General features: G+C 40.5%; 18 protein-coding genes. 9 read left to right on the top strand and 9 right to left on the bottom strand.

Features of this window, described 5'->3' with window-relative positions; genetic code table 11:
• Positions 1 to 237: 237 nt before the first annotated feature.
• Complete coding sequence (locus tag PDL71_RS15975; RefSeq protein WP_407522862.1) at positions 238 to 1,587, top strand: oligosaccharide flippase family protein; 1,350 nt, start codon at positions 238 to 240, stop codon at positions 1,585 to 1,587.
• A gap of 48 nt (positions 1,588 to 1,635) precedes the next feature.
• Here PDL71_RS15975 and PDL71_RS15970 read toward each other — a convergent pair whose 3' ends face one another.
• From PDL71_RS15970 to PDL71_RS15950, 5 genes are all read right to left on the bottom strand, one after another.
• Positions 1,636 to 3,294: a T9SS type A sorting domain-containing protein gene (locus PDL71_RS15970; protein ID WP_407522860.1), complete on the bottom strand. Its 1,659-nt coding sequence runs from the start codon at positions 3,292 to 3,294 to the stop codon at positions 1,636 to 1,638.
• A gap of 163 nt (positions 3,295 to 3,457) precedes the next feature.
• The gene (locus PDL71_RS15965; protein ID WP_407522858.1) at positions 3,458 to 4,660 is read right to left on the bottom strand and encodes a glycosyltransferase; all 1,203 of its coding nucleotides are present in this window, start codon (positions 4,658 to 4,660) and stop codon (positions 3,458 to 3,460) included.
• Positions 4,661 to 4,701: 41 nt separating this feature from the next.
• Complete coding sequence (locus PDL71_RS15960; RefSeq protein WP_407522856.1) at positions 4,702 to 5,295, bottom strand: HAD family hydrolase; 594 nt, start codon at positions 5,293 to 5,295, stop codon at positions 4,702 to 4,704.
• The gene (locus tag PDL71_RS15955; RefSeq protein WP_407522854.1) at positions 5,292 to 6,197 is read right to left on the bottom strand and encodes a decaprenyl-phosphate phosphoribosyltransferase; all 906 of its coding nucleotides are present in this window, start codon (positions 6,195 to 6,197) and stop codon (positions 5,292 to 5,294) included. Before PDL71_RS15955 ends, PDL71_RS15960 begins: the two co-directional genes overlap by 4 nt.
• 131 nt (positions 6,198 to 6,328) lie before the next feature.
• Positions 6,329 to 8,899 (bottom strand): zinc-dependent metalloprotease, encoded by a 2,571-nt coding sequence (locus PDL71_RS15950; protein ID WP_407522852.1) that lies wholly within the window; start codon positions 8,897 to 8,899, stop codon positions 6,329 to 6,331.
• A 300-nt stretch (positions 8,900 to 9,199) separates the two neighbouring features.
• Here PDL71_RS15950 and PDL71_RS15945 point away from each other — a divergent pair, with 300 nt between their 5' ends.
• From PDL71_RS15945 to PDL71_RS15910, 8 genes are all read left to right on the top strand, one after another.
• On the top strand, positions 9,200 to 10,054 hold the full coding sequence (locus PDL71_RS15945) for a MotA/TolQ/ExbB proton channel family protein (protein WP_407522850.1): 855 nt from the start codon (positions 9,200 to 9,202) through the stop codon (positions 10,052 to 10,054).
• 51 nt (positions 10,055 to 10,105) lie between these two features.
• On the top strand, positions 10,106 to 10,774 hold the full coding sequence (locus PDL71_RS15940; protein WP_407522848.1) for an ExbD/TolR family protein: 669 nt from the start codon (positions 10,106 to 10,108) through the stop codon (positions 10,772 to 10,774).
• 28 nt (positions 10,775 to 10,802) lie between these two features.
• Positions 10,803 to 11,369, top strand: coding sequence for an ExbD/TolR family protein (locus PDL71_RS15935; RefSeq protein ID WP_407522846.1), 567 nt, complete (start codon positions 10,803 to 10,805; stop codon positions 11,367 to 11,369).
• 50 nt (positions 11,370 to 11,419) lie between these two features.
• Positions 11,420 to 12,247, top strand: coding sequence for an energy transducer TonB (locus PDL71_RS15930; protein WP_407522844.1), 828 nt, complete (start codon positions 11,420 to 11,422; stop codon positions 12,245 to 12,247).
• Positions 12,248 to 12,436: 189 nt separating this feature from the next.
• Positions 12,437 to 12,916 (top strand): ExbD/TolR family protein, encoded by a 480-nt coding sequence (locus PDL71_RS15925; RefSeq protein WP_407522842.1) that lies wholly within the window; start codon positions 12,437 to 12,439, stop codon positions 12,914 to 12,916.
• Positions 12,917 to 12,946: 30 nt separating this feature from the next.
• The gene (gene mnmE / locus PDL71_RS15920) at positions 12,947 to 14,326 is read left to right on the top strand and encodes a tRNA uridine-5-carboxymethylaminomethyl(34) synthesis GTPase MnmE (RefSeq protein ID WP_407522841.1); all 1,380 of its coding nucleotides are present in this window, start codon (positions 12,947 to 12,949) and stop codon (positions 14,324 to 14,326) included.
• 130 nt (positions 14,327 to 14,456) lie between these two features.
• Complete coding sequence (locus tag PDL71_RS15915; protein WP_407522839.1) at positions 14,457 to 18,623, top strand: reprolysin-like metallopeptidase; 4,167 nt, start codon at positions 14,457 to 14,459, stop codon at positions 18,621 to 18,623.
• Between the two features lie 142 nt (positions 18,624 to 18,765).
• Positions 18,766 to 20,871, top strand: a complete 2,106-nt coding sequence (locus tag PDL71_RS15910; protein WP_407522837.1) for a GDSL-type esterase/lipase family protein — start codon at positions 18,766 to 18,768, stop codon at positions 20,869 to 20,871.
• Between the two features lie 16 nt (positions 20,872 to 20,887).
• Here PDL71_RS15910 and PDL71_RS15905 read toward each other — a convergent pair whose 3' ends face one another.
• The 4 genes from PDL71_RS15905 to PDL71_RS15890 form a co-directional block, all read right to left on the bottom strand.
• Complete coding sequence (locus PDL71_RS15905) at positions 20,888 to 21,646, bottom strand: hypothetical protein (protein WP_407522835.1); 759 nt, start codon at positions 21,644 to 21,646, stop codon at positions 20,888 to 20,890.
• A 13-nt stretch (positions 21,647 to 21,659) separates the two neighbouring features.
• Complete coding sequence (locus PDL71_RS15900) at positions 21,660 to 22,856, bottom strand: CHASE2 domain-containing protein (RefSeq protein WP_407522833.1); 1,197 nt, start codon at positions 22,854 to 22,856, stop codon at positions 21,660 to 21,662.
• Positions 22,857 to 22,937: 81 nt separating this feature from the next.
• Complete coding sequence (locus tag PDL71_RS15895) at positions 22,938 to 23,342, bottom strand: hypothetical protein (protein ID WP_407522831.1); 405 nt, start codon at positions 23,340 to 23,342, stop codon at positions 22,938 to 22,940.
• A 72-nt stretch (positions 23,343 to 23,414) separates the two neighbouring features.
• Positions 23,415 to 25,334: a caspase family protein gene (locus PDL71_RS15890; protein WP_407522829.1), complete on the bottom strand. Its 1,920-nt coding sequence runs from the start codon at positions 25,332 to 25,334 to the stop codon at positions 23,415 to 23,417.
• Positions 25,335 to 25,346 lie beyond the last annotated feature (12 nt).

Genomic DNA, 25,346 nt, shown 5'->3' with positions numbered 1-25,346 from the left:
AATATGTCTAACGTAAAATTGTACTAATTCGTGGTTTTGGTCACCGTAAATGATGCAAAATACAGGGTATAATACGTATGCTATACTGATAAACTACGCCTTGCGTCGTATAAGTTCTACAAAGCTGTACTGTGGTACTAACAACTGTAACAATCAATGCAAACGATACCGGTCTGCCCTTGATTTCCTGATTTGTTGTATGTTTATCCAAATTATGGAACCCTAAACCTCCACCTGTTGAAACAATATTTGAATTCTTACTGGTTTCGCTCAGCCTATTATTCCTTTCTCCAGCGGTTTTCGATCATACTTTTTGGCCTTTTTAATTTCATGATCCTGGCCCGCATTTTATCAGTACCGGAAATGGGAATCTGGGGTCTTTTCTTAACCATCATCACCCTTGCTGAAAACACCAAAACAGCACTTCTTAAAAATGCTCATATCAAATTTGTTTCTTCAAACCTTGAGAGTGAGGAGAAATCGGTAGTAGCTTCTTCTTCTTTGCTCATAAACCTTGCTATTACACTCCTGTATGTATTGTTGATTGTTGTTTTTGGCCCGCTAATTTCCGGTTTGCTGAACATGGAGCTGACTTTTGCTCAACTGCTTAACTGGTTTATACCAGGTTTAATGGTAATGGCTTTTTTTGCGCATCTTGAGGCGGTACAGCAATCTCATTTTGATTTTAAAGGTGTATTTGCGGGAAACTTTACAAGACAGTTTTTGTTTTTTATCATCCTGCTGATTCATTACATTTTTAAAATCGATTTTCCGCTCTATTATCTTTCCATTTATTTCAGTCTCAGCATCCTCGCCGGCTTGGCAGTGCTTTACCTGTATTCAAAAAAATATCTTTTAGGCAGATTTAATCCATCAAAGAAAATGACAGGGCAACTGCTTCATTTTGGCGGTTATATTTTTGGTTCCAGTGTGCTTTCAAGCATTTTTGCCAACCTGGATCAATTGCTTACTGCAAGATTTTTAACACCGGTATCTGTTGCCTTTTATAATACGGCCAAACGCATCAATGGTTTTATTGATATTCCTACTTATGCAGGTGCCGAAATTTTATTTCCTAAAATGTCACAGGCAGCCTCTGCAAAAGGGATTGAAGGCGTACGCAATCTTTATGAAAAAATGGTATCTGTGTTACTGGCACTGATCATACCTGCAGCATTGGTTGTTATTATATTTCCCAAGCTCTTTATTTATATTCTGGCAGGCACCAGGTATTACGCTGCAGCGCCTTTACTGCAGTTGTACATGTTTATCAGTATCATCGGCACCTTTCAACATCAATCCGCTACGTCATTGGATTCAATGGGTAAAACACGTCTGAATTTTACTGCTAACCTGGTTGCTTTTTTTATTAAGCTGCTGCTTACATTTCTGTTTCTGAAATACATGGGTTTTTATGGAGCTATAACCGCAGCAGTTATTACTTCTGTGATCTCAGCCGTTATCTGGTATGTATTGATCCGCAAACAAACAGGGGTACATTTTTCCTCTATTTTTAAGAATATCTTTCTCATGTACGGTCAGGCATATACACAAGTACTCCAACTTATCAGAAAAAATAAATCATAAAAAAAGACGGTCAATTATTGACCGTCTTTTTTAACCGTAGCAAAATGATTATTGCTTAATGATGCTTTGGTTCTGAATTACTTTATTGTTTTGAATCACTACTAACGTATAAACACCAGGAGATAGTTCATTGAGGTTAATAGCATGAACACCTGAAGTAAGATTAAGGTTACGAACCTGTCTTCCTTTCATATCAATAATCCTGATCTGTATGTTTTCTTCAGCAACCTGTATTTGTAAATTGCTGGTAAACGGATTAGGAGTTGCCTGCACTTTCAGCGATTTATCACCGTTCAGTTTTACGAGCAGGATGGAAGTATAGGATTTTCTGCCATCAACATCATTCAGGCGTATTCTGTAAATATTATTCTTTGTTCTTTCAGGAGTAGTATGTGTAAAGCTATAACCGGTTACGGTGGAGCTGTTACCTTTTGCAGCTACGGTTCCGATAGAAGTGAATTCTGATCCGTTATTTGAATATTCAATGGTAAAATCAGCCGTATTATCTTCCTGTAATGTTGACCAGTTAAGAACTACAGTATTGTTTTTTGCCTGTGCCTTGAATTCGCCCCAGCGTGCAGGCAAAGTGCTTGCTGTTTTTGTAATAACAACACTGGTAGGGTTGTAGGCTATGGAATAAGCAGGAGCCATATTTACAGCAGCAAAAGTTCCGGTAAAAGTTCCTGTTGTAGTCATGATGGTGTATGCCTGTAAAGGGGCTGATGTATTTTCAGATACATTCAATGTTAACGTAGAAAGGTTTACGTTACCTGAAACATCCAAACGATCATGACCGGTTCCTGCTCCTGTACCGTTTAACACTTCAATATTAACAGATGCATTCTGACCGGTTACTACCGCAGGAGTCACATTTAATATTCCTGGAGAATTGCCGGGAGCCACAACACTGGTATTGGTAACTGAAAAAGCATTCATGTTATAAGTACCCAATCCACGCATGGTTCCTGAGTTGTTAAAAGGAATATTACTGTTTGCTAATTGAAAAGCGGTGGTTTTATTAAAAAGCCCGGTATTAACAATACTGGCACCACCTCCGTTAAAAAATCCACAGTTTCCGGCAAATTGTTCATTAATGGTACCATTATTTGTAAATGTGGTACCTGTAATTGTAACATTCACAGGGGCAGCGCCGGTTATCCAGTTAAGGGTACCGTTATTTACAAAGGGTGCTGAAATTTCTTTATTAAAATCTAGGTCGAAATTTGTTACAGAGCCACTGGCGGTTGTTACAGGTGCGGCCACAAAGCCTGAAAAGAAATTAAAGGTTCCGTTTACTACCGCATTACCAGGTCCATTCAGGCGGTTAAATGCTCTCAAAAGAAGGGTTCCGTTTACAGTAAGATCCACTCCTGAGCCATCATTCAATGTAAGATCATTACCGCCGCTGGTAGAAACAAATACGTTGATATTAAGTGAACCACCTGATGCAATCACCAATTGATCGGCTGTAACCGGTCCGTTCAATGTAATGGTATGAGGTGAGCGGATGGTAATCTGGCCATCAGCAGAAGTAGGTGTAGCTACAGCAGGTATCCAGGTTGTGCCATCGAAGGTTTCCCAGCTGGCAACAGCAAGCCAGTTGCCGGTAGCTGCAGAGCGGTAATCTCCGGCGCTTTGAGCGCTGGCGTTAACTAACAGTAAAGAAAACAAGGCCGTCAAGGATAATAATGTAAAGTTGCGTTTCATAATGCAGTTTTAAATGTTCAGAGTATTAAAATAAAAAATTGATGTAACCAAAAAGCCGATGGTTCTGCAACAGATAATGATAGAGTAATTCTGTAGGATAGTAGAAACGCAGTTAAATAAAAGTACAAAAAATAATTTCAAACAGAAATTTTCAATCCTGATTTTAAACAGATATAACCTCTGTGTTTAAAATGGCTTGAAATAAGGCTTCAACAGAGTTTTGCCAGGTGTGGCTTCGGGCAAATGCAATTGCTTTTTGGGTTGATTCTTTTGATTGCAGCAGCGCTGCTTCCAGAAGGATTGGATAATCCTGTGCAGCATGTGCGAGGCCCACATAATCCTCAAACAGTTCCATAGCTTTGGTATAAGTGGCTACTACAGGTTTACCCATGGCCAGGTATTCATCAATTTTTAAAGGGTAATTACCGCTGGTAATGGGGTTCACCTGTTGGGGATTAATACAAACATCAAATGAGCGGATGAAAGCAGGCAGTGCAGTTATCGGCTGATGTCCTGTGAAATGAACATTCGGTAGTTGATGCAAATCACTTTGACGAAATGCTTCATCTTCCGGCCCCACTAATACTACCTGCCATTGAGGCCGGGCCTGTGCTATGGTGCGGATGATATGATGATCCAGCCTTGAAGAATCAAGTGCACCTGTGTAACCAATGATCGGTCTTTTAAGTTCTTTTATAGCTTCCGGTACAGGTTCTTCTTTTTCCGGATCGAACAAATCAAGCTTGCAACCCTGGCCGATATAATGGGTGTTTGAATTATAGTTCAAACAATAATCCCTGTAGTAAAACGAATTGGTTACCACCAGATCTGCTTTTTGAATGAGCATAGGCTCCAGTACAGTGCTGTGCTTTTTCCAGAATGCATAGCCCTGTAAAAAATCCCGCATATAATACACATAAAGGGAAGGACGCAATAATTCTTTCAGATGAAATCCATTGTAAATATCATTGTCATTAAAGAGAGTGATATTGCTGAATCCCATTTTAGAAATTGCTTTTTTAATATCAGTGGCAAAGCGTTGGTTGTTGATGCGGTTGATAAAACGAAAGATACCTGTGGAGGGCAGCCAGTTGATAGATTCAATAAGTGTGGTTGGATAAAACTGCCAGAGATTGGTATCAATCTGTTCGATGGTATTTTGTTTTTCTTTTATAATAGTACAATGATGCTGTACGCCTGCAGTTTTATCAGAACTGTAAAATGTTTTACGGGTTATGGGAATATTCACATATAACACACGGTTGTGTTTAGCTAACTCAAGAGCAATGTTTTTACAGTTACTGCCCAGTTCATAATACCAGGGCTGGATGGTAATGATTACAATATCTCTGTTTTCAATCAACATCTTATAACTGTTTAGATTCGTTTTTAGTAATTACGGTTGTTTCAGCGAAATGGTTTTCTGAACGGATGATGTGCTAATTGCAGCATCGGTTCATCACCTGATGAATCACCATAAGCGAAAATAGTTTCATACTGCTCCAGTTGAAACTGATTCCTGATACGGTTCACCTTTTCAGCACCGTAACAATTCAATCCTTTTATTTTTCCGGTGAGCTTTCTGTTGATGATTTCAAGTTCAGTTGCAATTACCTGCATATTCATTTCTCTTGCCCAGCCTGCTATCCATTGATGGGGTGATGCAGAAACAATCACTGTTTCAATACCTGCATCCTGTAGTTTTTTTATTTCATTTGTTGCAGCAGGACGGATGAGAGAAGTTAATGATGTTTCAGAAAAATGGCGGCACCATGTTTCAAAATCATCAATTAAAGTATTACGGTAGAAATGAGAAAGAATTTTTTCTTTAGCTACCTGGTTACTGATCAATCCTGCTTTAAAAGCAAGCAATGATGGCGCATTTGCTGCAAAGCCGCTGTAAAAAGATAGACTACCCTTACTGAACTTTATAAATTCCAGCAACGTATCTTTTGTTGTAATGGTACCATCAAAATCAAAAAAAGCTATGCCGGGTTTCATCGGTTAAACAGGGTAATGTCTTTAAAATAAATCAGGAGTACAAAACTCAACACCCAGAGGAGGATAGTGAGTTGAATAAAACGGTCTTTATATAAAATTTTTGTAGGGGAGCCTGAGTCGGCTTTTACATAAATGATCTGCAGGTAACGCATCATACCTGCAACTACAAACAGGCAGGTGTAGTACAGGCGGTGTGTACCCATTCTTATAATAACCTCTTCTGACATGGTGTACATAAAATAAGCCACAATAATAACTGCAGATACAAGGGCCAATAATACATTCAGAAAATCAAGGTTATATCCGCTTATTGCTTTACGCATATCCACACCTGACTGCAATTTGAGCAGCACATCATCCCTCCGTTTACCAATGGCCATAAATAAAGCCAGCAGAAAAACCATCACCACAATCCATTCGCTCATGGCAATATAAGCAATCACAGAACCGGCTTTAATCCGCAATACAAAACCGGCTGCAAGGATCATGATATCAAGAATCGGTATTTTTTTGAGTGCTACGGAGTAAGCTACATTGAGCAGGAAATAAATACCCAGCACAAATACAAACTTATCCCGTATAAACCAGGCAATCACAAAGGCACTTACCAGCAGCAAAACGCAAAGCACCAGGGCGGTGGATTTTGATACCGTTCCGGCGGCAAGCGGTCTTGCTTTTTTAACCGGATGCTTACAGTCATCTTCAATATCCCGATAATCATTGAAGATGTAAATGCAGCTTGCTGCAAATGAAAATGAAAAGAAACCGGCCAGCAGGGGCAGCCATTTATCAGTATTGGTAAAATCTCCGGAAAAGAAAGCGGGTAAAAACAGAAAAAGGTTTTTGGCCCAGTCTTTTGGTCGTAGGAGTTTCAGGTATTCCACTTCTGTTTTTGGCGTCAATATACAGTGCTTTTTTTACTTGAGGAAGTAAGTTGGTAAGATATGATGAGATGTTATAGTTTTTGTTCTTGTATACGCATAAAAAAACCTCCGTTGAAACGGAGGTTTTTTTATAGAAAACAAAAAGTAGTTTACTTGTTTTCCAGAATATCAGTAATCCTGTCATTCAAATCCTGCAGGTGCAGTTTGGTCATTGCATCTGTAGTTAAAGGAATAGCAGCACGAATATCCGTACGGAGTGTGCGGAGCGTTCCTTTCAGAATAGAATAAGCATCCGTGTTCTTAATGTTTAATGAAGGAGTAATCTGGAATGTAATACCAAAGCCTCCTGATGCAAGCGGAGCAGCACCACCGGGCAGTAAGCTGATGATACGCTCAACAAACATCTTCTGAAGGTTGCGACGATAAACATCAGTTGCTTTCTTTGTTACCAGCTCACTGAAGATGCTGCGTCGCATATCATCCATCAAATCAACAGCACGGTAAGCATTTGTTCCCATATTGGCTTCCATGGCAAACAATTTGGTCATGGTACCACTGCTGATGAGGCGGTTGATGATACTTTCCTGTCTGTTGGCAATAATCACCTGTGGGTTATCGCCGGTGCGGCTGAAGATGTCATTATTAATTAACCATGTAGGCGTTGTAAATAATTGGGCGCTTAAAAAGTTCATGGCATCTTTCTGCACCGCTTTGGGTGTAAATTCATACACAGATCCTTCCTGTTCTACCATCTTCGGTGTTTCATAAATGCCACCGATGTTTTTGGCTACATGTCCCATATAACGACCGAACTGACCTACTACCTGTGAATACATTTCATCTAAACCTTCATAACTTTCATTGGGCTGTTTGGTCCATGTCATCAGGTTGGGCACAATACGTTGCAGATTTTTAATACCATAACCACTTGCTTTCATAGCATCATTACCCAGGTCTTCGTTCTGGCTGCGGGGATCGTCAGGATTAACTTCAGTACCAAACCAAAGACGTTTGTTTTTTAAACGATTGGTGGTTAATTGTTGCAGGTAAGGAACTTCTTCTGCAGCAGTTTTGTATTGCGGTAACCATCTGTAACCCCATTCAATCGCCCATTTATCGTAATCACCAATGCGGGGGAATAAACCACTGCGGCTGATGTTATCTTCAGGCTGTGCTACATAATTAAAACGGGCATAGTCCATAATAGAAGGTGTATGACCATTGGCTTCTACCCATGCCTTGTTACGTAAGCTATCAACCGGAACAGTAGAAGATGAACCAAAGTTGTGTCGCAACCCTAATGTATGACCTACTTCATGACTGCTCACAAAACGAATCAACTGTCCCATCAGTTCATCATCAAACACCATTTTCTGTGAACCTTTATCTGTAGGGGCAGTTTGTACAAAATACCAGTTGCGCAACAACTGCATTACATTATGATACCAGTTGATATGGCTCTCCAGGATTTGTCCGCTGCGGGGGTCATGTACATTCGGGCCGCTGGCGTTTTGAACTTCAGACGGTTTGTAAACAATGGCGCTGAAACGGGCATCTTCCAAACTCCAGGTGCTGTCTTCTTGCGGAGTGGGGGCCATTTTACCGATGATTGCATTTTTAAATCCTGCTTTTTCAAAAGCTACCTGCCAGTCGTTTACACCCTGTATTAAATAAGGTACCCATTTTTTGGGAGTAGCAGGATCAATATAATAGATAATCGGGTTCTTAGGTTCTACCAGTTCGCCACGAAGATATTTTTCTACATCTTCTTCTTTTGGTTCCAGTTTCCAGCGAACAGCCATTGACAAAGTTTTTACACCTTGAGGATTGGCATCAAAATCAAGATAGCCTCTTGCAAAAAATCCAACACGTGGATCAAAGAAGCGGGCTTTAGCAGGAACTTTGGGAAGTAACAGCATGGAGCTGTTTAATTCTACCGTAAAGGCTCCGGTGCTGGGTGGTGCAAACGGATTAGGAGCAGCGCCAAAAGCTGAAGCCGCACCCCTGTTATAAGTTTTTACAGTTTTAATCTCGATGTTGATAGGGTACGATTTTACTGTATTAATATAAGAACGATCTGCCTGGTAAGTACCTACCTGCAGACTGGATTTAGCACCGGCGTTAAAGAACAATACATCATTATCACCACTTATGTAATCCGTCATTTCAATAACAGTGGAGTTGGTATTGGTAACAGAATCTTTACCATAAGCACTCACGTTAAAAGATTGAAGAATGGGTTGTACACTGCTGTTACGTACGGCAGTAAACATCCCGTCAGGGTTGCTGGCACGGTTGTCAAAGGAAATTCTGCGGAGAAACACCTTGTTGTTGGGCCCTTTGTCAAAACGGATTACGTTATTATTAATAATATCACCAGCATAACCGCTGAAACCATTGTTCATACCTGCAGCTGCTTTAGAGAGACGGGTTACAATTAAAATGTCTCTGTTGAGCAGGGAATCAGGAATTTCAAAAAACCATTTATCATCCACTCTGTGTACCTTAAACAAGCCTTCATCAGTTCTTGCTTTGTCCGTTATTACCTCCTTATAAGGACGGGGGGCAGAACGGGTGGGAGCAGTTGGTAAATTAACGGGCACCTGAGGCTGCGTTCCATTGGAGGCAGGAGGTGTAGTGGGTCGGTTTTGTGCACCGGCAAACAGCCCGGCACAGATACCTAACATTAAGAAATACGATTTTACATAAATTTTCTTCATACAAACAGTTTAAAAAGTGGGTGAAGGTAATGGATAAGCATCCACGGTTACTCAAACATTTACAAACCTGTAAAAGTTATGGATGAATGGAAAATTTGGATGAACGGTTCAACCGATTGTGTTGAAAAAGAAAGAAATAAAAATAAAAATGCGAAAGTTGTTGAAAATAAATATTTCCCTAACTTGTGCCTCCCGTAGGGGAGGGATTGGGTTGAATTTTTAGAAAGAATTTTTTCTTAGAATTGCACCAGATTCTTAAATAACTATTCAGAAATTTTAAAAAACCAAAAATCAATTGTCATGGCTGAAACTAAACCAACTGCAGCAAAGGCTGCCTCTTCAGTTCAAGCAAAGAAAAGCAGCAACGCTATCAGCTGGATAGCTCCGATCGTTTGTATTATTGCCGGTTATTGTGTCTGGCGCTTTATCTTAGGTGCAGAAAGCGGATTCCAGGAGCCCGATACTTCTGGTGGATTCTGGCCTCATCACAAAAAACCCATTGGTGCTTTGAATGCCGTTTATGAAGGTGGTATCATTGTACCTTTCCTGATTGGTTTGTTCCTGATGGTACTGGTGTTTTCTATTGAGCGTTACCTCACCATCCGTAAGGCATTGGGTAATGGAAATGCTACTGACTTTATCCGTAAAGTTCAATACCATCTCGCTAACAAAAATATTGACGCTGCTTTTGCTGAGTGCGACAAACAAAAAGGTTCTGTTGCCAACGTAATGAAAGCAGGTTTAAAGAAATACCGTGAAATGACAGAAGCTTCCGGTATGGATCATGATCAGAAAGTAGGTGCTATTCAAAAAGAAGTAGAAGAAGCTACAGCGCTGGAATTACCTATGCTTTCTAAAAACCTCGTGTTCCTTTCAACTATTACATCCCTCGGTACCTTGATCGCCCTGTTGGGTACGGTATTGGGTATGATCCGTTCATTTGCTGCCCTTGGTAAAGAAGGTGGCGGTGGTGATGCAAGTGCCCTGGCCCTTGGTATCTCTGAGGCCCTGTATAATACAGCGCTCGGTATCGCTACTTCATCATTTGCCCTGATCATGTACAACGTGTTCACTACCAAAATTGACTCTATCACTTACGGTATTGATGAAACAAGTTTCACTTTAACCCAAAGTTTTGCTACACAGTATAAATAATGTGTGTGGATTTTGACGGAAAATGAATCTGTAACATTAAAACTGTATTAAATGTCAAAACTCAATAAAATACCACGGAAGAGTACCTGGGTGGATATGACGGCCTTTGTGGACGTAGCGTTCCTCATCCTGTCCTTCTTCATGTTGGCAACCAAGTTCAAACCACCGGAAGTGGTGAAAATTGACAATCCCAAATCAGTTTCATCCGAAAATCAGCCTGATAAAGATGTATTCAAGGTTTCTTTTGATAAAGATGGCCGTGTATTTGTCAGCTTCAGTGCCGATAAGGATGGAAAAGAAAAAGCACAACTTACAGCTGAAGTATTGAGCCGCCAGAAAGGTTTAAATCTTTCTAATGCACAAATAGCCCAGTTTGTAAACTTTTCAGTAGGTGGTATCGGTGTCCCTGTTACACAGCTTCCTTCCTTTCTGAATTTATCAGATGCGGATTATAAGCAATTAAAACAGCCCGGTATTCCCGTGCAGGATAGCACCAATAATCAATTGAATGATTATTTGAATGCACTCCTAACAGGAACCGGTGGCCGCAAACCTACAAACGTAATGCTGAATGGTGATAACGGTACAAAGTATCCTTATTTTAAAAATGTACTTGCTGCATTTAAGAAAAACGGCATTTTCTCCTTCAAACTGATTACCTCATTAGAAGGCGTGCCCAGCGGTACACCGTTGTACAAACAGCAGAACGAACGAAAATAATTTTTGATAACAAATAAAATACTGAACTATGGGAGCAGATGTATCAGCACCGGATAGTGGCGGTGGTAAGAAAGGCCCGGGCGTCAAGAAACAGGCCCGTAAAGATACCAGGGTGGATATGACACCGATGGTGGATCTTGGATTCTTACTCATCACCTTCTTCGTGTTTACAACTACCATGAGTACGCCCAAAGCGTTTAAGCTGAATGTTCCGGATGATTCTGCCAAGGATGAGGAACAAACAGAAGCAAAAGCTTCCGGCGCCTTTACGGTATTACTCAGTAAAGAAAATCATGTGTATTACTACGAAGGACAGTTGCAGGGAGATGGTTCTAACTTTAAATCTTCTTCGTTCAAGGAAATCCGCAGCGAAATTCTCCGTAAAAAAGCCAATACGCCTGAAAAGGACCTGGTGGTGATTATAAAACCAACCGATGAGGCTAATTACAAGAATGTAGTGGATATGCTGGACGAAATGCAGATAGCTGTAATTAAACGCTATGCTGTGGTAGATGTTAATGACGCTGAAAAAACGTTAATTAATGCTACTGAAGGTACCACCGGTTCATCACCTGCGGGTGCCGGCGGACAATAAGATTTATGGAATGAATCATTTTCAGCATCTAATTCAAAACAAATTAAATTATGGACGCAAATAAAATCCTGACCGCCGATTTCCTGGACATCCTCTTTGATGGCCGCAACAAGGAATATGGCGCTTATGAACTCAGGAAAAATTACACGAAGCGGCTTACAACAGCCCTCCTGGTTACTGCAGGCGTTGCGTTACTTATTTTCCTGGCTGTTATCGTTAGCAGAACCGTTGGAGCCAACTCCAAGGAAAAAGTAAAAGTACAGGACGTAACCCTCTCTGAAGTAAAGCAGGAAGAGCAGCAGAAAATTGAACCGCCGCCACCTCCTCCTCCAAAACAGGAGCCTCCGAAAATTGAAATCACAAAGTTCACGCCTCCCAAAATTGTAGAGGATGAGAAGTTTGAAGAAAAGAACGAGGTAAAAGAGCAGGAAGAAATTACCAACGTAGGTAAGATTGACCAGGAAGGTATTAAAGATCCTGAAGTAGTAAATCCTCCCAAGGTAGAGCAAGAAACAAAAGTTGTAGAAGCTCCCAAGGAAGACGAAAACCAGGTGTTTACCAAAGTGGAAGTGGAAGCCCAGTTCCCCGGTGGTGAAGGAAAGTGGAATCAATACGTTCAGCGTGAAGTAGAACGTCATATTGATGAGCTTACTGAAGATGGTCAAGCCGGTACTTGTGAAGTTCAGTTTATTGTGGACAAAGAAGGTAACGTAAGTAATGTGGAAGCATTAACAATGAAAGGAACCGTATTGGCCCAGATTGCAGTAAATGCAATCAAAAAAGGACCTAAATGGATTCCCGCCATTCAAAACGGTCGCCAGGTAAAAGCATGGCGCCGTCAGAAGATTACCTTCCGTCTGCCGGATGAACAACCATAACCTTTATCAAGAAGGAATATACAAGCAACATCCCCATCGGTTTTCCGGTGGGGATTTTTGTTTCCCGTTTGACGTCCTCGTGGGATGGGGAGAGTTTTAGTACTGCTACTTTGAAAAATACAAGCATAATCAATCTTACCTGTATGTATGGAATTCATTACAGCATTCATCTCATTCAAAACCACTGTTATGAATGCTATAGAAACAAAAGGGAAGAAAACAATTCAGATTGATTTTGCACCCATGGTTGATTTAGGATTCCTGCTCATTACATTCTTCATCTTTACAACTGAGCTCACTAAACCCAAAGCATTTGGATTACATGTGCCTGATGATAAGAATATACTTGACTCGACTGAAGCTTCCGAAACACAAACCATCACGTTACAATTAAAAGAGAAAGGTGTTATAGATTATTTTGAAGGCAGGGAAGAACATCCTTTGCAAAGAGGAACGGTGGGCTTGTATGCTCCTCCCTCATTGAGAGATCAATTGATGGATAAACGTAAAAGGATAATGCAGTCACACGGTAATGACGCTAACTATACAGTTATCATCCAACCCTCAGCCCTTACTTCTTACAAAGAGCTGATTGATGTACTGGATGAAATGAAAATCAACGATATTAAAAAATATGTACTGGTTGATGCAGTGGTGGCCCGGCAATAATCGAAATGGTTCATCCTGTACCTTTGCGCCATGCTGGGAAAACTTACAGGCTGGGATGATACGATTGTTGCATTGGCTACACCGCATGGTATCGGAGCAATCGGTGTTATACGCATCAGCGGTACAAAAGCGATTGATATTATAAATTCATTGTTCCCTTCAAAAGATTTATCAAAGCAATCCACACATACCATTCATGTGGGATTTTTAAAAGATGATGATAAAGTGCTGGATGAAGCAGTAGTTTCATTATTTAAAAATCCAAAAAGTTATACGGGTGAAGATGTAGTAGAAATCAGTTGCCATGGTTCTCCTTATATCCAGGAGCAGGTGATCAATGCAATTGTTGCCAAAGGTGCAAGACTGGCTAAGCCCGGTGAATTTACACAACGTGCCTTTTTAAAAGGAAAATTGGATTTAACCCAGGCCGAAGCGGTTGCAGATTTAATTGCCAGTAATACAGAAGCCAGCCGTAACACAGCTTTGCATAACATACGTGGTGGGTTTTCTGTTGTTCTAAAAGAATTAAGAGATCAACTGATTCAGTTTTCTGCATTAATAGAACTGGAGCTTGATTTCAGCCAGGAAGATGTGGAGTTTGCAGATCGTTCCAGGTTTTATGAACTTATTCATTCAGCAAAAAAAACTGTTGTTGAGTTGATCAATTCTTTTCAACTCGGTAACGTAATCAAGAACGGAGTAAGTGTTGCTATTGTGGGAAAACCCAATGCGGGCAAATCAACACTGCTCAACACATTGCTCAATGAAAACAGGGCAATTGTAAGTGATATTGCAGGTACTACCCGTGACACTATTGAAGAAATCATCAACATCAACGGCATCCTGTTCCGTCTCATTGATACAGCGGGTATCCGTGAAAGTAAAGATGTAATTGAATCAATCGGTGTTGAGAAAAGCCTGGAAAAAATGAAAGCTGCTGACCTGGTGTTATACCTGTTTGATGTGAATGAAGAAACGCAATCAACTGTAGAAGCATCCTTATTGCAGGTGCAATCATCGAACAAAAATTTTATTGCAGTTGGCAATAAAGCAGATCTGATCGGCGAAGATGTAGCTCAGCAAAAATTTTCAGGTGATGGAGTGTTATTTATTTCAGCCAAAAAAAATGCACATATTGATTTACTGAAACAGCGTATGACGGATAAAGTAATACAGGGAACCGTAAGCACAGAAAGTACCATAGTAACCAATGCCCGTCATTACCAGGCGCTGCAGGAAGTAAATAAAAGTATTGATGATATTACTGCGGGTCTTTACAACCATATTACCGGCGATTTACTGGCATTGGATATACGCAGGTGTTTACATTTTTTGGGTGAAATAACCGGAGAAATTACAAATGAAGACAGGTTGGATTATATTTTCAGTAAGTTTTGTATCGGTAAATAGTTGGCCCGTTCATTGCATCTCATTGCTGCTGAATACTTTTCTTAAACAGCTTTATTTTTTATCACTCTTCCTTCTCATCCTTCGCTATTTTTCAATATCTTGATTCCCCTAAACCAAGCTGCTTCTTATTATGAGAAAACTTTTACTATTGTTTTCAGTTCTATTGTTAACCTATGTACTGAAAGCCCAGGAAAATGCCTGGAAACCGATTCAGGAAACTGAACTCCCCGGCTCTGTTTTTCAAAACAAGTTAAAACCAACTTCTTTTAAAGCGTATAAGTTAGAGGTAATGCTTATGAAGAATGTATTGGAACGTGCACCCATGGAGACTGCTGTGCGTGCTGCACGCTCCACTCAAATCATCAGCATTCCCAATGCGGAGGGAGTAATGGAACGATACACTATTGTACAAAGCCCTGTTATGGATGCTGCATTATCAGCTAAGTATCCGGGTATTTTATCCTTCACCGGAAAAGGAGTGGATCGTCCTAATTCCATCATCCGGTTTAGTATGGGTCTGGGTGAATTTCAGGCTATGGTACTGTCAACGGATCGCCCTACATTTTATATTGATCTGCTGGATCGTAAAACCAATCAATACATCGTGTATGGAAGACCGGACATGTACAACTACAAAACAGAATTCAAATGTTTAACTGCAGATAACAAATCAGCAAATCAAACAGATAATGCTCCCGGTGCTGAAAATGCAAATGACGGTACGCTTCGCACTTATCGTATGGCAATGGCTGCTACCGGCGAGTTTTCACAATTTTGGTTGAATGGTACCGAAACATCCGATGCAGAACGAAAAGCAAAAGTACTCGTGGCATTAAATAATGCCATGACCCGTACCAATGGTATTTATGAACGAGACTTTGGTATAAGAATGGTATTAGTGCCCAATAATGATTTAATTATTTATCTCGACCCTGCAACTGATCCCTGGAATGGAAACCTTAATGGAACTACGCAGGTTACTATTGATAATGTTATAGGCGATGCTAATTATGATATCGGCCACCTTGTGCACAGAGCTGCTGATAATGGTAATGCAGGTTGTATTGGTTGTGTATGTGTATCAGGTGCAAAAGGAAGTGCCTTTACATCTTATAACAATCTCAATAATTTCGATTGGTTTGTAGTGGACTATCTTACTCATGAAATCGGTCACCAGTTTGGCGGCAATCATACATTTACCTTCAGCAATGAAAATACAATCGCACAGGTAGAACCCGGTAGCGGTTCCACCATTATGGGATACGCAGGTATAACCGGCGCTACTACTGATGTGCAGCCGCACAGCGATGATTATTTTCATGCTATTAATATTCAGCAAATCACTAACTACACCCGCAACGGTAATGGTAATGGTTGTGCCGTAATTACTAATACAGGCAATGCAGTGCCTACGGCTGATGCAGGGTCTGATTATACCATTCCGATTTCAACTCCATTTATTTTAACCGGTAGCGGAACAGATGCTAACCTTAGTGATGTGTTGAGTTTTTGCTGGGAGCAGAATGATCGCAGGCAAACAGGTTTTTCAACAGTGCCCAGCGCTACTGCAACCGCCGGTCCGCAGTTCCGTTCTTTTCTCCCTGCAAATACTACAAGCCGAACATTTCCTCAATTACAATACATTTTGAGTGGTGCCAATGGCTGGAGATGGGAGCAGCTTCCATCAGTAAACCGCACACTTAATTTCCGCTTTACAGTGAGAGATAACCGAAGTGGCGGCGGAAATAATAACAGTGATAATATGGTAGTAACCATTACCAATACCTCCGGACCTTTTTTGATTACATCACAAAATGCAGCAGGTGTATCCTGGAACAGCGGCAGTACTCAAACCATTACCTGGAGTGTAAATAATACAACGGCACCTCCGGTGAGTTGTGCTAACGTTGCTATTGAACTTTCTGTTGATGGTGGTCAAACTTTCCCGATTGTATTGGCGGCAACAACACCGAATGATGGCAGTGAAGATGTTACAATTCCAAACAACCCCGGTACACAGGCACGCATCAGAGTAAGGGCTGTTGGTAATATTTTCTTTGATATCAATAATGCCAACATAACAATTGTAGCTGCAACTCCGGATTTTAATTTTAATTCACCTGCTCCTGCATTAGTTAACTGCGGAACCGCCGCATCAGCAAGTGTTACACTCGGCACTACTTCTTTGTTAGGATATAACACACCTGTTAACCTGAGTGCAACTGCAGGAGTACCTCCCGGTTGTACCATTGTGTTCAGCACAAATCCTGTAATACCGGGTAACAGTACAGATGTAACGCTTACCAATACTAATACACTGGCATTTGGTAATTATGATATTACCATCCAGGGTGTTTCAGGCAGTATTACCAAAACAAGAGTGATTCGTTTTACTATACAGCCGGGTGCCGGACCTGTTATAACTACGGAACCTGTTTCACAATCTATCTGCAGCGGTAATAATGTAACATTTACTTCCGCAGCAACAGGCGCATTATCACAACAATGGCAGGTGAGTACAGATGGTGGTACAAGCTGGAACAATATTTCCGGTCAAACTGGAACTACATTAACCTTGAATAACGTTACACCGGCTCAAAATAATAACCGGTATCGTTGTGTGTACACCGGGCAATGTAATACAACCAATACAGCAGTTGCTGTACTTACTGTTCAAACAGCACCGGCTATTAGTTCACAACCTTCCAATGCCAATATTTGTGCAGGCGCTAATGCCACATTTACTGTTGGTGCCACAGGCACTGCTTTAATTTATCAATGGCAGTTGAGTACGGATGGTGGAAACAGTTACAATAATATCACCGGCGCACAAAATGCAAGCTATACCGAAAGCGGAGCAACACTTGCACAAAACAATCATCGTTACCGTTGTATTGTGAGCGGAGCCTGTACGCCTGCTGTTACGAGTAATGCCGGTGTACTTTCTGTTTCTAACGCAGTAGCCATCAGCAACCAACCTGCAGATGTTACAATATGTTCAGGAAACAGTACTTCATTTACAGTAGCAGCAACCGGCAGCATTGTTTCTTACCAGTGGCAGTTAAGTACAGATGGTGGCGGAAGCTTTAATAATATTACAGGTGCCAATGCTGCTACTCTATCTTTAAACAATGTGAGTTCTTCACTTACAAACTATCGCTACCGTTGTGTAATTACAGGCGGATGTAATACTGTTACGAGTACAGCAGCAACACTTACTGTACAAGTGCCGCCTTCCATTAATACACAACCTGTATCGGTAAATATCTGTAGCGGAACCTCCAATACTTTTTCTGTTAATGCATCCGGTGATGGTTTAACCTATCAATGGCAATTGAGCACAGATGGTGGTACAAACTGGACGAATGTAAATGGTGCGGTTAATAATCAACTTACAGTAAGTAATGTTACAACAGCACAAAATAATCACCGGTATCGTTGTATTGTTAGCGGTGCCTGTACACCTGCTGTTACATCCAATGCAGCCCTGTTAAATGTAACAGCACCGGTTGTTATCAATACTCAACCTTCTGATGCTGCTTTGTGTAATACAGGCGATATTGTGTTTGCTGTAAATGCCAGTGGAACCGGTAATAATTTTACATGGCAACGTAGTACTGATGGTGGTGCCAGTTTCAGTAACATTACCAATGCTCCTAATGCAACAAGTTATAATGTGAATGTACCGGGTACCAATTTTAATAATTACCGTTACAGGGTAATTGTTTCCAATAATGTTTGTCCTGCTGTTACATCCAATGCTGCATTACTTACAGTAAATCCTTTGCCGGTGGTTACATTGAGTGCAGCACCTTATACAAAACTCTTCCCCGGATTGCAAACTACTGTTACAGCAACTGTTGTTCCTGCCGGGGGAACTATTGCCTGGCAACGGAATGGAGTAGTAATTCCGAATACAACAAATACTGTTTCAGTTAATGCAGATAACCTGGGTGCCTTTAAAGCTACTGTTACAGGTGTTGGCGGATGTGTGGGTGAATCTGTTGTGTTAAATATCCTGGATTCTGCTACTTCTAAAATTTTCTTTTATCCCAATCCTAACCAGGGACAGTTCCAGGTACGTTACAACAACCCGCAGGGAACAGGTACACAAAATTATATCCGTGTGTTCGATGCCCGTGGCACAAAAGTGTATGAGCAACTTTATAGTGTATCAGCTCCATATACGCAGATGCTGGTTGATTTGAGAGCACGTGGCTCAGGTATTTATCTTGTAGAGCTTTCTGATAAAAGCGGAAAACGCTTAGCTACCGGAAAAGTGTATATTAAATGGTAAATGATCTTTGAATAATAAAAGCCGCTGCATTATGCAGCGGCTTTTTAATTTCAGGGTCTTTAATTTTTTGTGGAATTCAAACCGCACTAATGGTAATTGGGGAATTTTGCTAATTTTATCTTTGTTAACTTTATCATTCACTATGCGGAACATCATTTTATCATTTTTGTTGATCTTTTCTTTCGGGTCAGCTACTTCACAAAATGCTCATTTCAAAAAAGAGTTGTATCAAACAAATGAGATACAGCCCGGCAAGGTAACAGCAGGTAAATTTTTAAATAATAAAACAGGTGAATCAGGATTTCACTTCAAGGGTTTCGAAATTCTAAATAACAATAAGCGTATTCAGGAATCTGAAATGAATACAGATGCCAATGATGTAGCACCCGTTACTGCTTACGATGGCATTAATTCTTCGGGTGCTGATTATGGCAGTGCACAGTATATGTGGGCCTTGAACACTCAAAACAGAAGCAGGGTACGGCAGAATGGTATTATATCTCATGTTCAATTATACATGAATCATTTGCCTGCACGGCTTCAGTCTTTCTGGTTTTTTGTTTGGAGAAAGAACGGACTTACTTATGATTTGATAGGAAAGGAGAATATCTTTTTGAAGTTAAAAGGTGGTATCATTAATTATATTAAACTGGATACTCCTGTTGCCGCACAAGAAGGAGATTTTATTGGCTGGGGTTACGAAGCATCATCAGCAGGTGCTGCATTTTTAAAATCAGTACCCGGTATTGCAGGTATAAGAATACAATTGACTTCTGAGATGCCTTTTAATGGTTATGATTGGAGTGCTTATCCACGTTTGAACAGTTACCTGCCGATTGTTTGTTATATGAAGGCACCTGATGCTGTGTTTATTGGCAACTCAATCATAAGCGGTTTTAATAATCATATTGCTTATATCTCTCCTTTTAACTCTTATGATAATCCTCCTTCTACTATTCCTTTTAAAGTATCTGCTTTGAAAAAATGGACTTATCAGAATATGGGAATAGGAGGGGAAACCAGCAATGAGGTGGCGGCACGTTTTGAAAAAGATGTGGTTCAGTTAAAGCCTTGCTATGCAGTAATAGAGTGTGGTGTTAATGATCTTGGTGCTGGTTATACGGCAGAGCAATTTATAAGTAATTATAAAACGATGCTGGACCTATGCCGTAGCAATAATATTAAACCTATAGTCATTAGAATCTTACCCTGGACTGTTGGCACCAATGAACAATTACAAATACGGGATACTTGGAATGATCAGCTTTCTGCGCTTGCTCTTACTTATAACGCTGTTGTTGTAAATGCAGATACAATATTAGGTCAATTCAGACCCGGCGGCCGCTCCGGCAACCTGTGGAATTTAAAACCGGAGTTTACTGATGATGGAATTCATTTAACCATTGCAGGTAATACTGCATTAAGCAATTACCTTGTTGATGTGTTACAATCAAAAAATATTGAGCCATCAGTGCGTAAACAACCGCTGCCACTTACTGTTTGCAGCGGAAGTGCTGCTGTGTTTTCAATAAATGCAACCGGTGAAGCCTTAAGTTATCAGTGGCAATACAGTGCTGATTCCGCTAAGACATGGCGAACAATAAACGGTGCTGCAGCAAACCGACTTACGATTGAAAAAGTGTCCACTCTTCAAAACAAATATCAATATCGCTGTATAGTAAATGGTTTTTGTAAAACGTCGGATACTTCTGCTGCCGCTTTGCTTACAGTAAATCCTCTGCCGGTTGTTACCTTAAGCACAGCTCCTTACACAAAACTTTTCCCCGGACTGGAAACAACTATTACAGCATCTGTTGTACCTGCAGGTGGCAGTATTGTATGGTTACGAAATGGTGTACCTGTATCCAATACAACCAACACTATTACAGTAAATGTTGATCAAGTAGGAAGTTATAAGGCTGTTGTAACAAGCGTTCACGGTTGTGTTGGTGAATCAGCAGTAGTTGCTGTTCTTGATTCAGCTACTTCTAAACTATTCTTTTACCCCAATCCTAACCAGGGACAGTTCCAGGTACGTTACAATAATCCGCAAAGTACAGGTACTCAAAATTATATCCGTGTATTTGATGCCCGTGGTACAAAGGTTTATGAGCAGTTGTATAGTGTATCAGTTCCTTATACACAAATGCCGGTTGATTTAAGAGCACGTGGCTCAGGTATTTATCTTGTAGAGCTTTCTGATAAAAACGGGAAAAGGGTAGCTACAGGAAAAGTTTATATTAAATAGTTTAAAAGGTATTCTTTTAGTTTAAATGATAGCTGTTGATCCAATGTATCAACAAATCCTGTTTCATGGTTTTTAAAAGCAATTGATTTTTTCCAAATTCTTTATCCAATGCGTTTAAGTGACTCCTGATTTCAATAATATCTTCTTTCTTAGGAATTAAAAAAAGAAGGGGTGATGGTTTCTGCTTACTGTCTGCAGGATAGCAAACCCATGTTACCAGTTGTGGCAGTTTAGTAAAGAAGCGAATCGGTAGTTGGAGCGAAGTGGTCTTACGGAGAACAGTATCAAATATTTCATTGTTACTTTTTATCTCTAACCTGTAGGGAATAGAAACTGATTCAGGTTTCCAGGAAAGTACTGGTGTTGAGAAGACAAAACTACTGTCAGCAGGTGACAGCATCACTGTTTTTCCACGGTAAACTACAGCAGCCACCCTTTGTTTCTCTTCACCATCACCTGATAGAAACTTTTCAAACACATACGCAAAAAAGTTTTTAGAGATACTCTCTGCTTTTGTTTTCTGCATCATCAGTTGAACCTGGTTGAAAGTGTAATTGCCTGATTTGTCCAGTAACATCGACTTGCCATCTTTCTGCACAAACATTACATTAGCTTGTGGTGTTATGGTTATCTGGTGTCCCGGTTGAAGAAACACACCCCGTTTTGCAATATCTTTTTTGCCATCATGTGTCCAGTGTACCTGTTTGCTTACATGATATACCAGTAACTGGCTGTTTGCGTTTATAACAACTGCCAACAGAACTATCGTAAACAAAAAGTGAGAGGCTTTAATCATTGGGATCCTTCTTTAAAAATCTTGATTGTAGCGGCAGCTTCAATTTGTACTTAAGAAACAACAGCAATACTTCATACAAATTAATAAATGTAGGCAGCAATACAAAGCAAGCCATGAGCAAGCCCGGATCAAACTTGGTATTCAGATGGCGGTAAACTAATACTGTGATGTACACCAGTAAAATACTGCCGATCAATTGCACACCGGTGCCCAACCCGTTAAACCACACATCGCCTTTGAAAAATAATCCGCAGAATAATGGTAACATGAGCCAGATGAACAGAAAGGAAATAATAAAACCGGTGAAGGGCGAAATCACTTTGATGTAATCTTTTTCAAGAGTCATCCGCAGAATATTGGCGTGTGCCACACATCCATACATATCAGGGTAACTACGGCCGCTCAGTTTTGCATTGAGCGGTGTAAAAATCATGTCTTCATCAATTTTATTGGTTAGATTATTCCCTGGTAACCCAAGATAACCTACCAGCACAATTTTTCCTTTGAGAACAGCGGCTTCAAAATCAGGCTGGATCACTTCATCAAAGTTGAAATATGTAAAATTGGCAAGGTTGCCGAAATAATGAATTTCCACCCGTTTTCCTTTTTTATCCAATAATTGCTCATAAACAGAGCTATTAAATTTTTGAATGACGGTTGTTGTAAATGCCTGTTGTGCGTTGTTAAACGGATAATAATAACGGATGGTAGAGGTTTCTTTATCATCACCTTCAAAATTTACATAGTTGTTTTTTTCGTTGGTGAAGTAGGGATGGTTGTAAATACTTTGTTCAGGCTGTTCAAAGTCGGGATACGATGGAAGTACAAAGTTGTTGTATTGCTGAAAGAGGTTGTGCAGCAGGGTATCGTCATCCCCTTTACGATCTGTAAATAAAATATCAAGCCCTACTACTTTAGGTTCTGCCTGTTGAATGGCTTGTAGTAAAAAGGCCAGCTCTTTCCGGTTTTTGTTTTCAGCATTGATTAAAACAACCGGGCCTTTATAAATCTGGTTTTGATCTTTGAGTTTGTTGTAATAAAGATCAGTGATGGTGAAATCACGGAAGGCCTCTGCAAAAGGATCAAAAAATGACACATTCAATACAAGGAGTGAAAGCAGCCATACACACACAAAGATGAAACAGTTGAGTGCGAGGTACTCTGTAAAAAAGCGTTTTACACTTTTCATGCAGCAGCCTTTGTAAGGGTTATAAAAAAGCAAAGGGTATAATCAACGCTTATACCCTTTGCAAAGCGAGACTTTTTAAAGTTAACGCTTTAAGTTCAGTGTAAACACACGGCTGTCGTTACAATAGCTGCTGTTGCTCCAGTACAAAGCACCATCTGTTGTTTGTGCATACCATTTGGTCCAGTTGCCGGGTACCCATACATCAATACGAACAGAAGTAGCATAAGGAGAAAGACGGCCCTGGTAAATTCCTTCTACCCAAACATCTACATAGTTACCGGTGAAGTTATCAAAATACACATAGCAGTAACCACGTGTTTTCTTTTGACGGGGTGTGCCATCTGGACCGGGCAGGTCTTTCTTTTCAGTAACCTGTTGTGCTTCTACTACTACTTTTTTCTTTTGGGGCGCCTGCGCTGCTGCTTTTGTATGAAACATCATAGTAAAACCAATTACAGCGAGTGACATCATTACGAGCTTTTTCATTTTGATTGTTTTTGTTTGGTTTAAAAATTAGAGTTTAAAATTTTCTTTGGTTGATTACATGTCAACCTGTGTTTATTGTTTCGGTACAATGGTATAGTTGATGTAAAAAGTATTCATCACATCCATTTCCACATTTCCATCATCACCGCTGCCTCTTGTTTTAGAAGTATTGGGATCTTTCTTTTTTAAGAAAGGACGGAAATCCAATGGCTCACGGCTGGTGATGATGAGTAAGCGGTTTTCACCGTAAGGAGGACCTACACGGAATACTCTTGTGCTTCGTAATGTTTTATCGGGCTCAATAAAATTTCCTGTTGCATTGTCATTGATACGGTAGCTGGGAAAAATGCTGTTCACCACATGATCAGGTTGTATTTCCACTACGGTGTAATAGCAACGTTCCTGTCCGCTGTTGGTAAACTCCAGTACATAGTAATCATCCACCTTAAATGTGATGTTCCCGTTTTTATCTTTAACAGTATTGGTATCCACATCCATTGTTTCGCTTACAGCGCCACGTTCATTTCGTTTGGTTACTTTCACAGGAATCATTTTGAACGTAACACGAATATTGGTATCTACTTTATGCAGGTTCATAAAGTATTTGCTCCATGCATAATGTTTGAGACGATACTGCAGTGTGTCTTTCAACGGTACTGTTTCCATCTCAGCATTCAGTTTCAAAAACTCCCCTTTGTTGTTTTTAAAAATGAATTGACCGTTGGTTTCTTCCACCATTACATCGGCATCCGCTGTAACGGTTTTTATTTCCTTGATCGTTTTAAGTACTTCGTTGAGTTTTGATTGTGTGCTTTGTACCTGTACACCTATCTGAAGGTTACCGAAATTCACTTCATCTAAAAACACCCACGCCTTTGCAATCAGTTCTTCATCTTTAACATCCTTTAACTGAACAGTAGAGCTAAACTCACCTGCTTTAATAATGGTTCCGGTGGTGATGGGTGTTACACCCACTGTATCTCTTGTATCCGGCGGGTAGAGTTTTACGGTGGTTCCATCAAACACATTGAATACCGTTCCTGTTTTAATGGTGATGGTATTGTTCTTTACTTCTTCCGGCGTGAAGTAATCCAGTTTGGTTAACATCTTACCGCCGAAGATTTCTTTATCCATTTCACCTTCTGCTTCGGGGTGCTGACTTAGGCCAAACCGTTTCATCTCCAGTTTGATCTGGTCAAACACAGCCTGGTAACTCATTTGTTTGGTGGCAGCAGTTACTGTTTTAAAAAAGGCCATACTTAAACTACCGTACTCCACACCATCTTTTTCGTATTGACTGTTCAACTCACTGGAGGAAGAGGCAAACAATGAAATCATCTTGGCCATTCCTGTTTTACGATCGCCTAAACCGAAAATGCTTTCATTGATCTTATTGGTTTTAGCCACCGGTGCTTTATAGTTGGCCGGCTGGTATTTTTTATCTGTACCACGCATGCTTCCTTTATTGCCACGGGTGGAGGATCCGCTGTGGCAGGCATCAACAATTACAATGAGTTCACCGTTTTCGCCCAGCTTTAACCGTAAGTCCTGCAGCTTGGTTCCGAAATCATCATCCCGCAAATGTTTATCCACGCCGGGCTGGTATTCCATAGGTGCATCATAAGGTACCAATGCTTCATCGTAGCCATCGTCTTCATCACCATTGGTATCATACACCTGTTCGCCATGGCCGCTGAAGTGAAACACACAGATGTCGCCGGGAGCAGATTTTTCTATAAGATGTTTCTGAATGCCGTTGAGAATACCTTCTTTGGTACAGGCTGCATCTTTCATCACTATAATATCTGCTTCTTTAAATCCTTGTTTCAGTAATGCTTCTTTAATGAGCGGAATATCATTAGCGCTGGCCAGGTCATTCCAGCCCGTGCCGGGTTTGTATTTAGAGATTGCCACAATCAAAGCCCGTTTGTTTTGTGCCAGTGCAGTTGCCTGCATGGTGAAGAGAAATAAAACCGGCAGCAGATATTTCATGTGGGTTGTTGC

The sequence above is a fragment of the Lacibacter sp. MH-610 genome (genome assembly GCF_045780045.1).
GTDB lineage: Bacteria > Bacteroidota > Bacteroidia > Chitinophagales > Chitinophagaceae > Lacibacter.
This window is presented reverse-complemented; position numbering and strand designations above follow the sequence as displayed.

What these genes read in the sequence shown, in the direction of transcription:
- PDL71_RS15915 (WP_407522839.1), top strand. Translation starts at nt 14,457, where the DNA reads ATGAGAAAACTTTTACTATTGTTTTCAGTTCTATTGTTAACCTATGTA.
- mnmE (WP_407522841.1), top strand. Translation starts at nt 12,947, where the DNA reads ATGCTGGGAAAACTTACAGGCTGGGATGATACGATTGTTGCATTGGCT.
- PDL71_RS15970 (WP_407522860.1), bottom strand. Translation starts at nt 3,294, where the DNA reads ATGAAACGCAACTTTACATTATTATCCTTGACGGCCTTGTTTTCTTTA.
- PDL71_RS15950 (WP_407522852.1), bottom strand. Translation starts at nt 8,899, where the DNA reads ATGAAGAAAATTTATGTAAAATCGTATTTCTTAATGTTAGGTATCTGT.
- PDL71_RS15940 (WP_407522848.1), top strand. Translation starts at nt 10,106, where the DNA reads ATGTCAAAACTCAATAAAATACCACGGAAGAGTACCTGGGTGGATATG.
- PDL71_RS15890 (WP_407522829.1), bottom strand. Translation starts at nt 25,334, where the DNA reads ATGAAATATCTGCTGCCGGTTTTATTTCTCTTCACCATGCAGGCAACT.
- PDL71_RS15925 (WP_407522842.1), top strand. Translation starts at nt 12,437, where the DNA reads ATGAATGCTATAGAAACAAAAGGGAAGAAAACAATTCAGATTGATTTT.
- PDL71_RS15895 (WP_407522831.1), bottom strand. Translation starts at nt 23,342, where the DNA reads ATGAAAAAGCTCGTAATGATGTCACTCGCTGTAATTGGTTTTACTATG.
- PDL71_RS15960 (WP_407522856.1), bottom strand. Translation starts at nt 5,295, where the DNA reads ATGAAACCCGGCATAGCTTTTTTTGATTTTGATGGTACCATTACAACA.
- PDL71_RS15900 (WP_407522833.1), bottom strand. Translation starts at nt 22,856, where the DNA reads ATGAAAAGTGTAAAACGCTTTTTTACAGAGTACCTCGCACTCAACTGT.
- PDL71_RS15935 (WP_407522846.1), top strand. Translation starts at nt 10,803, where the DNA reads ATGGGAGCAGATGTATCAGCACCGGATAGTGGCGGTGGTAAGAAAGGC.
- PDL71_RS15930 (WP_407522844.1), top strand. Translation starts at nt 11,420, where the DNA reads ATGGACGCAAATAAAATCCTGACCGCCGATTTCCTGGACATCCTCTTT.
- PDL71_RS15965 (WP_407522858.1), bottom strand. Translation starts at nt 4,660, where the DNA reads ATGTTGATTGAAAACAGAGATATTGTAATCATTACCATCCAGCCCTGG.
- PDL71_RS15945 (WP_407522850.1), top strand. Translation starts at nt 9,200, where the DNA reads ATGGCTGAAACTAAACCAACTGCAGCAAAGGCTGCCTCTTCAGTTCAA.
- PDL71_RS15910 (WP_407522837.1), top strand. Translation starts at nt 18,766, where the DNA reads ATGCGGAACATCATTTTATCATTTTTGTTGATCTTTTCTTTCGGGTCA.